The 7,435-nt window shown below is 69.7% G+C and carries 7 protein-coding genes; 4 read left to right on the plus strand and 3 right to left on the minus strand.

Annotated elements, in window-relative coordinates:
- Nucleotides 1-3 precede the first annotated feature (3 nt).
- The 4 genes from ACUZ2Y_RS05480 to ACUZ2Y_RS05495 are packed head-to-tail and all read left to right on the plus strand — an operon-like array spanning nucleotide 4 to nucleotide 4,787.
- Nucleotides 4-561, plus strand: a complete 558-nt coding sequence (locus tag ACUZ2Y_RS05480) for an archaeosortase/exosortase family protein (RefSeq protein WP_476327533.1) — start codon at nucleotides 4-6, stop codon at nucleotides 559-561.
- On the plus strand, nucleotides 558-1,901 hold the full coding sequence (locus tag ACUZ2Y_RS05485; RefSeq protein WP_476327535.1) for a glycosyltransferase: 1,344 nt from the start codon (nucleotides 558-560) through the stop codon (nucleotides 1,899-1,901). Before ACUZ2Y_RS05480 ends, ACUZ2Y_RS05485 begins: the two co-directional genes overlap by 4 nt.
- Nucleotides 1,898-3,928: a hypothetical protein gene (locus ACUZ2Y_RS05490; protein ID WP_476327537.1), complete on the plus strand. Its 2,031-nt coding sequence runs from the start codon at nucleotides 1,898-1,900 to the stop codon at nucleotides 3,926-3,928. Before ACUZ2Y_RS05485 ends, ACUZ2Y_RS05490 begins: the two co-directional genes overlap by 4 nt.
- Nucleotides 3,929-3,962: 34 nt before the next feature.
- Nucleotides 3,963-4,787: a hypothetical protein gene (locus ACUZ2Y_RS05495; protein ID WP_476327539.1), complete on the plus strand. Its 825-nt coding sequence runs from the start codon at nucleotides 3,963-3,965 to the stop codon at nucleotides 4,785-4,787.
- Between the two features lie 246 nt (nucleotides 4,788-5,033).
- Here the strand turns inward: ACUZ2Y_RS05495 and ACUZ2Y_RS05500 are convergent, their stop codons facing one another.
- From ACUZ2Y_RS05500 to ACUZ2Y_RS05510, 3 genes are all read right to left on the minus strand, one after another.
- On the minus strand, nucleotides 5,034-5,690 hold the full coding sequence (locus ACUZ2Y_RS05500) for a response regulator (protein WP_476327541.1): 657 nt from the start codon (nucleotides 5,688-5,690) through the stop codon (nucleotides 5,034-5,036).
- 294 nt (nucleotides 5,691-5,984) lie between these two features.
- Nucleotides 5,985-6,182 carry an MbtH family protein gene (locus tag ACUZ2Y_RS05505; protein ID WP_476327543.1) on the minus strand — a complete coding sequence of 66 codons (198 nt, stop codon included), beginning with the start codon at nucleotides 6,180-6,182 and terminating at the stop codon, nucleotides 5,985-5,987.
- Nucleotides 6,179-7,411, minus strand: a complete 1,233-nt coding sequence (locus ACUZ2Y_RS05510; RefSeq protein WP_476327545.1) for an MFS transporter — start codon at nucleotides 7,409-7,411, stop codon at nucleotides 6,179-6,181. The genes ACUZ2Y_RS05505 and ACUZ2Y_RS05510 overlap by 4 nt, the downstream gene beginning before the upstream one ends.
- Nucleotides 7,412-7,435 lie beyond the last annotated feature (24 nt).

Below are 7,435 nucleotides of genomic sequence, written 5' to 3' on the forward strand. Positions count from 1 at the left end.
GCCGTGCCGTGGTCACGTCCTCCGTCCCGCGAGCTCACCGCCGTCCAACGGGCGGGCAGGCTCATGTGGGCCGCGCTGTTCGTGGCCGTCGGTGTCGCCGGCTGGCTGATCCGCACGCCGTTCCGGGGCGGTGAGGCCACCGCGGCGGCCTGGTTGGCCGACCGCCTCCTCGTCGCCCCGGTCTTCGCCTATCCCCCCGAGGCCCGGGTGTTCGTGGGCCGCCCGGTGGAGCGCGGGTTCGAGATCACCGCCGAGTGCAGCGCGCTCATCGTCTTGCTCGCCTTCCTTCTCGGCAGCACACTCCTCGCCCTGTTCGCCCCGCGGTTCCGGCTGCGCCGCATCTTCTCCGCGCTCGCGCTGGCCTGCCTGCTCATCGTCGTGGTCAACCTGCTGCGGGTGGTGGTCATCGTCCTGGCCAGCTCGCAGTGGGGACACCGCGCGGGCTACGTGCTCAGCCACGAGGCGGCGGGCTCGACCATGACGGTCTTCGGCGTTGCGATGGCCCTGCTGGTCTATCTCTGGGTGCTCGCCCGAGACCGCAGGCCGGTGAGTGAGCCGTGATCGACCAGCTTGTCGGCGGCTTCGCCCTGATCGTGGTCGGTTTCGGTCTGCTCTACTGTTTCGGCGCGATCCTGGCCGGAGTCCTTGAATTCCGCCGCAACGGCCACCGGGTCGGACACCAGTCCGGCCACCGGTACGACGAAGAGGCCGCGCACACCGACACGGCGTCGGCGTTCCAGACCTACGTCATGGTGGCGGCGCTCGACGAGGCCGCCGTGATCGGGGCGACAGTGCGCGCGCTGGTGGCGCAGTCGCCCGACCTGCGGCTCGTAATAATCGACGACGGGTCTGCCGACACCACCGCCGAGGCCGCGAGAGCCGCGGGCGGCGCGCGGACCGTGGTCGTGCGGCGCACGCTGCCCGAGGCCCGCCTGGGCAAGGGCGCGGCGCTCAACGCGGGCTTCGTCGAGGTCGTCGCCGACGTGCGGCGGCGCGGGCTCGATCCGGAGCAGGTCCTGGTCTGCGTCATGGACGCCGACGGCAGGCTGTCCACCGGGGCGGTGCGCGAGGTGGCCCGGCTCTTCGACGACGAACGGGTCGGCGGCGCGCAGCTCGCGGTGCGCATCCGCAACCGGCAGTCGCTGCTCACCACCATGCAGGACTTCGAGTTCTGGGGTGTGTCGGCGGTGGCGCAGATCGGCCGGATCCGCACCGGCACGGTCAGCCTCGGCGGCAACGGCCAGTTTGCCCGCCTCTCGGCGCTGCTGGGCCTCAACCGGCCACCGTGGTCGTCCTCGCTCACCGAGGACCTCGACCTGACGATCTCCCTGCTGCTCGACGGGTGGCGCCTGACCAGCACCATCGAGGCGTCGGTCGAGCAGGAGGCGGTACCGGAGATGTCGCGGCTGCTGCGCCAGCGGACGCGGTGGTTCCAGGGGCACATGGTGTGCGCGCGCAGGCTGCCGGAGATCTGGCGCTCCCGCCGGATGAGCCATGCCGCCGTGCTCGAGCTGAGCCTGTACCTGTCGATCCCGTGGCTGCTGATGCTGCCGTGGTCGGTGCTGTTCCACTTCGGACTGCTGGAGATCGTGCGCAACCTCATCACGGGCGGCGGCGTTTTCGGTGACGACGGCTGGGCGCGAGCGGTCCGGGCGCTCGCGTGGTACATCATCTCCTTCTCCCCCAGTGTCGCGTTCGGCCTGATCTACCTGCGCCGCAACCGCGCCATCGGCCTGCTCCGCGCGGTCGGGCTGTCGCACCTGCTCATCGCGGTGACCTACATCGGCTACGCCGCCGTCTGGGGGGCGCTGCGCCGCATGCTGCGCGGCGAGACCGGCTGGGAGAAGACCAAGCGGGTCGGAGTCGAGCCCATCCCGGCCCGGTCAGGTGGTAGGCCGTGACGCTGCTGCTGGCCGCCACCGCGGCCGTCGTCGTGGGGAGCTGGCGGTTCACGCTGTCGCTGGGCCTGCGCCGGACCGTGGACACCGTGTCGGCCTGGCTGGTCGTCTTGGCCGCCCAGCTCTGCCTGCTCGTCCTCGGCGTCGGCCTGGCCGGGCAGCTTCGGCCCACCCCGCTCGCGCTCGCCGCGGGCACGCTTGCGGTCCTCCAGGTGCTCTGGAGCCTGACTCTGCGCCGCGACACGGCTCGCAGATCCGGTCGCGCGGTGTGGGGAGCACTGGGTCGCGCGGCCCGCCGGCCGTGGCGACACCCGGTCCTGCTCGTGCTGGGGCTGCTGGTGCTCGCGCAGTACCTCTGGCGGCTGGCGATCGCGGTCCGGTTCCCGGTCATGGACTGGGACGGCAACGCCTACCACCTGATCTCGGTGGACAACTGGGTTCAGCACGAGGCGGTGACGCACTCGCCGCAGTCGGTCTTCGCCGATGTGTACCCGCAGAACGCCGAACTGATCACGGCGTGGAGCGCGACCTTCCTGCACAGCATGTGGCTCGCGGGACTCACCCAGTTCCTCTTCGCGGCCATGGGTGTCGCCGCGGTCGTCGGCATCGCGTCGAACGCCGGGGCCCGCCGGTCGGGTGCGCTGTTCGCCGGACTGCTGTTCGCCGCGACGCCGATCGTGTTCCTGCAGGTGGGCACCGGCTACGTCGACATCGCGGCGAGCGCGACCGTGCTGGTGACCTGGCAGCTGGTGCTCTCGGCGTACGACCTGCGCGGCGAGTCGCCGCGCAGCCTTGTCCCGCACTTCCTGGTCTCGGGACTCGCCATCGGCATGATGCTCGGCACCAAGTCGTCGAACGTGCTGGGCGCGGTCATCGCGGTCCTGATGGCGGTCCTTGTCCTGCTGAGCCTCTGGCGGGCGCTCCGCCCACCGGAACCGATCGCCCCGCCACTCGACTCGACCGGCGGACCGGCGAACGGGTCGGGCGGCTCGGGCGGTGGCGGTGGCACCACCGTGCTGACCGCACCCGCGCCCGCGGCCACGCGGGTCGTGGCGGTCCGACAGCGCTTCGGCCGGTGGGCGGTCGCGCCGCTGTTCGCACTGCTCATCCCGGCGGTGGTGGTCGGCGGCTTCTGGTATCTGCGCAACCTGGTGACCTACGGCAATCCCCTCTGGCCGGTCACCATCCCGTTCTTCCAGGGGCAGGGGTCGGTCCAGCAGCTGGTCATCGGCGGGAACGTCCCGCCGGAGCTCGCCGAACTGCCGCCGCTGACCCAGATCTTCCAGTCGTGGACCGCCGACCTGTTCGCGCACCCGTTCCTCTACGACCAGCGGCTCGGCGGGTTCGGTCCGCAGTGGCTGCTGCTGGGTCCGGCGATCCTGGTGATGGTCTTCGGCTTCCTGCGCGACCGAGCCGTGTACCTGCTCGGCCTGCTGATCCCGCTCTGCGTGCTGCTGATGCTGCAGCCCGCGTCCTGGTGGTCTCGGTTCACGATCTTCTTCGTCGGGCTCGGCGTGGTCTGTTTCGTCCTGGCGACGCGGTGGCTGGGCGGGCGCTGGGAACGCGTGCTCCACGCCGGTGTGGTCGTCCTCGTCGGCATCGGGATGTGGTGGTCGGTCTCCCCGACATACCTGTCGGCCACCGGCACGGACCCGCTCTCGCCGGGCCAGGCCGTGCGGCTGCTGCAGGCCGACGAGGCGACCCGGTACGACACGCGCTTCCCGTGGACCGACTACACCGACCTCGCCGACGCGCCGCGGGGCTCCGTTGTCGCGATCCCCGACCGCAATCCGCTGCTGTTCACCCACCCTTACGTCGGCACGGAACTGCGCAGGCGGCTGGTGATCATCTCGACGCCGGGCGACCTCGCGACGCTTCGGGCGGACCTGGCGGGCGTTCGTGCCAATTTCGTTGTGCTCGACCCGAAAACCGAAGCGACGGCCGGTCTCGCCCGCGAGGCCCTTCTCGACCCGGGCCACTTCACGCCCGCGGGTACCACTTATGACGGACTGCTGTTCGCCGTGCGGTGATTTTCCGGCGGAATTAACCCCGTGAGGGGAGGTTTTGCCGCAGCCACGGACGGGCGCGAAGCCTAGCGTCAATACCGCGACCAGTTCCATCCAAAGGCCGCGACTTCGAAGCGTGGGAGGGCTTTACATGACCATCAGAACAATTCGCGGGGGTCGCGCCACACTCGTCGCCGGCCTGGCAATCATCGGTCTTTTCGGCACCGCCGGAATCGCCAATGCGGCAGCGGGCTCGACGAGCTCGTTCGGCCTGAGAACCGGGGGACTGGTCGTCTCGGGCCCCTTCGCCGCCAGCTCGTGTACCCCCGGCCCCTGCGCCCCGGACAGCTTGGCCAGCGCCAACGTGGCCGGACTGGTGACCACCGGGCTGCTGCAGACCACCGCCACGACGACCGGGGCCACTTCCACCGTCAACAACGTCAATGCGACGCTGAGCGGAATCTCGACCCTCAGTGCCACCACGGTGAGTTCGAGATGCACGATCGACCCGGTCACCGGCCTGGTGAGCGGTGACTCCTCAATCGTGGGCGGTCAGATCACCACAGGCCTGCTGGCTCCGATCACACTGGAGTCAAGCGCGGCCCCGAACACCAGTGTGACCGTCCTCGATCCCGCGATCGCGTCCGTCGTGCTCAACCGGCAGACCACCGGGCCGGACGGCACCCTGACCGTCGACGCCATCTTCATCACCTTGCTCAACGGCCAAACGATCACGATCGCGTCGTCGAGCTGCACCCCGACTGTCGATCCGATCCCGATGGCGACCGGTACCGGGCTGCTCCTCGGTGGCGGCTTGCTCGCCTTCGCCGTGCTGGTCTATTTCATCGCCCGGCGCTCAGTCCTGGCTCGTCAGCGCATCTGATCCAACACCGATAGCCGAACGCGACGCCCTCTCGGTTCCCCGGCAACGGGGGGTCGAGCGGGCGTCGCGTCGGTGTGGTCAGCGGACGATCCGGTAGCGCGGTCAGCGGACGATGTGCTGGTCTATTTCATCGCCCGGCGCTCAGTCCTGGCTCGTCAGCGCATCTGATCCAACACCGATAGCCGAACGCGACGCCCTCTCGGTTCCCCGGCAACGGGGGGTCGAGGGGGCGTCGCGTCGGTGTGGTCAGCGGACGATCCGGTAGCGCAGGGCGATGGCCACGGCGTGCGCGCGATCGTGCACGCCGAGCTTTCGGAAGATCGCCTTCACGTGCGTCTTGACCGTGTCCTCGCTGATGTAGAGCGCTCTGGCGATGTCGGCGTTGTCCCGACCCCGGGACATCTCCTGCAGCACGTCGGATTCGCGGCGCGAGAGCCCCACCCGCGCGCCGGGCCAATCGTGAGCCCCGCCGCGCTGCGCCGCCTGCAGCGCCAGACTGCCGCCGAGCGCCTGGTCGAGGACGGTCTCGCCGTCGCACACACCCTCGATCGCCTGGATCAGCTGCTCGACCCGGATGCCCATGAGCAGGTAGCCGCGCGCGCCCGCACGCAGCGCCTCGAACACGTGCATCTCGGCTTCGTGCGTGGTCAGGATGATGACCTTCGTCGCGGGCCAGCGCTCGCGGATGTCCCGGCACATCTCCAGGCCGACGCCGTGCCCGAACTTGATGTCGAGCAGGACGACGTCGGGCCGGAGGCGCTCCATGGCCTCGATCGCGCCCGAGCAGTCCTCCGCGAGCCCGACCACCTCGATCGACGAGCGGCTCGCCAACATCGCGCGCAGCCCCTCCCGCACCATCTGCTGGTGGTTCAACACAAGCAGTCGGACTCGGGTTGGTTGCATCGTTGCGAGGGTTTCGGGCGCCTGCTGATCGCTCCGCGTCATGCCTTCTGTGTCGACGCGGCGCCCGCGCGTGTTTCATTCCACCAAATACGCGAAAAATAAACTTCGGTGATCGGCCATGTGCAACGCGTGACATTCGCCATTAGTGATGATCGAATTCCGGCGACAGGATGTCACAAATAAGCGCGGAACGATCCGAAATAACCAACCCGGCCTATTTGTCGGTATGTAACTATTCGCATACTCAGGGGCACTGCCCCCGCGGAGTTGGCTCCGTGGGGGCAGCGCCATCGCTCAGGTGGCGTCCATGTGCTCGCGCAACGTCTTGGGACGCATGTCGGTCCAGACTCGGTCCACGTGGGCACCGCACTCGTCCTTGCTGCCGGTGGTGCCCTCCGCACGCCAGCCCGAGGGGATCTCGCGGTGGGCGGGCCACAATGAGTACTGCTCCTCGTCGTTGATGAGGACCTGGTAGGTGATGTCGTCTCTCACTCTGGGGTTCCTTCCTTTTCGGGGTAGTGCCGAAGGGTTGGGTTGGCGGTGACGAACACGGTCACGGCAGCCATGCCTGCCGCGCACACGAGGACGGCCCAGTCGGCGGTGACCGCCTCGACGAGGAGGCCGCCGAGTGCCGGGCCGAGCGCGGCGGCGGCGCCCACGACCACGTTCATGACGCCGCTCAACCTGCCGCGCAGCGGATCGGGGGTGAGGAGGAGTTGGTGGGTGGTGATGGTGGTGTTCGCGGTGGGCGCCAGCAGGGCCATGCCCGCGAACAGGGCTCCCATGAGGTAGCCGTTGTCGACGACGAGCGCGATGGGGGCCAGTGCGGTCAGAGCCCAGAAGACACCGACGATGGAGAGGTACGGGCTCAGGGTGCGGTGCAGGTAGGGCGCGATCAGTGAGCCCGCGATGCCACCGACACCGAGCATCGCCGCCATGACGCCGATCTGCCCCGCCGGAATGCCCCGCCGGTCGGCCAGCACGATGACGATCAGGTAGAACGCGCTGAAGAACAAGTTGAGGCTCAAGGCGCACGCTGCGGTCACCCGGATCTCCGGGTGCCGCCACACCCACCGCAGGCCCTCGGCGATCTCGCGCCGCAGGTCGGGGGGCGCGGCCGTCGCCGCTGTCCGCCTCGGGAGGCGGACGAACGCGAGTGCGACGAACGCGACGAGGTGGGTGACGAGTTCGAGGAGGAACGGGACCCAGCGGGCGACGGTGAACAGGACGCCGCCCAGCGCGGTGCCCGCCATCTGCCCGACCGAGGACCGGGCACCGTTCATCGCGATGGCGGTGGCGAGTTGGGCATCGGGAACCAGCGACGGAAGGCTGGCGTCTTCGGCGGGTTCGAACAGCGCGCGACACGTTCCCAGGACGGCGGCGACCGCGACGAGGTGCGGGACCGTCGCCACGTCCCACAGCACGACGGCGACCAGGCTGGCGAGAGCGGCGGCTTGGACCGCCTCACAGGTGAGCATGACGAGCTTGCGGTTCCAGCGGTCGACCAGCGCCCCCGCGGGCAGCCCGGCCAGGAGTTGCGCGACGGCGTCGGCGGCCAGGACCAGCCCGGAGGCCGCCGCGGACCCGGTGAGGGCGAGGACCAGGAGCGGGAAGGCGATCATGGAGGCGCTGAAGCCGACTTCGGCGCAGGCTTGGCCCGCCCAGAGCAGGGTGTAGTCGCGGTTGCGGGACAAGGGAACGGGCGGGGCGGACTTGGTCACGACACCACCACCCGACACTCCGGC

The organism is Actinokineospora sp. UV203, from assembly GCF_056323665.1.

Coding starts and splice junctions, on each gene's coding strand:
- ACUZ2Y_RS05500 (WP_476327541.1), bottom strand. CDS start 5,690: ATGCAACCAACCCGAGTCCGACTGCTTGTGTTGAACCACCAGCAGATG.